General features: G+C 75.1%; 1 protein-coding gene. It reads left to right on the forward strand.

The annotated features are described in order from the left end of the window. Window positions 1-842: sensor histidine kinase (locus VR44_RS40265; RefSeq protein ID WP_045952661.1), on the forward strand; the 842-nt coding region annotated here is incomplete at both ends.

The raw sequence follows: 842 nt of genomic DNA on the forward strand, positions 1-842 counted from the left end.
GCCCCGCACCCCCACCCCCCACCGCCGGAGGCTCTGGCTGGGCCTCGTCGTCGCCACCTGGGTGGTCCTCGTACTCCTCGCACCCAGCTTCGCCTGGTGCGCCGTCCCCCTGTTCTTCACCACCCTCCGCACCCTCCCCCCACGCGCGGCGGCAGCCCTCGTCACCGTCCTCACCGTCTTCGTCGTCGCGGCGCAGCTCAAGCTCTCCACCGCCTTCGACCCCAACCTCCTCCTCGCCCCGCCCGCCATCGCCGCCCTCGCGACGGCCGTCTTCATCCACATGGAACGCCAGGCCCAGGCCCAGCGCGCCCTCATCGACGACCTCATCCGCACCCGCCGCGAGCTCGCCGCCACCGAACGCCGCGAAGGCACCCTCGCCGAACGCCAGCGCCTGTCCATGGAGATCCACGACACCCTCGCCCAGCACCTCTCCAGCCAGCAGATGCTCCTCCAGGCCGCCGACCGCACCTGGGACTCCGACCCCGCCACCGCCCGCGCCCACGTCCGCACCGCCACCGGCATCGCCGCCCGCGGCCTCGCCGAGGCCCGCCGCCTCGTCCACGACCTGGCCCCGCCAGAGCTCGACAACGGCACCGGCCTCGCCGACGCCCTGCGCGCCCTGGACGCCGGCCCCGACATCGAGGTCCGCTTCCACCTGGAGGGCACGCCCGCCCCGCTCCCGGACCGCGCCGAATCCGCCCTGCTGCGCATCGCCCAGGGCGCCCTCGCCAACATCCGCGAGCACTCCGGCGCCCACACCGCCGCCCTCACCCTCAGCTTCCTCGGCGACCAGGTGGTCCTCGACATCGCCGACGACGGCACCGGCTTCACCGCCGCCACCC

Source organism: Streptomyces katrae (assembly GCF_000966975.1).
Lineage (GTDB): Bacteria > Actinomycetota > Actinomycetes > Streptomycetales > Streptomycetaceae > Streptomyces > Streptomyces katrae.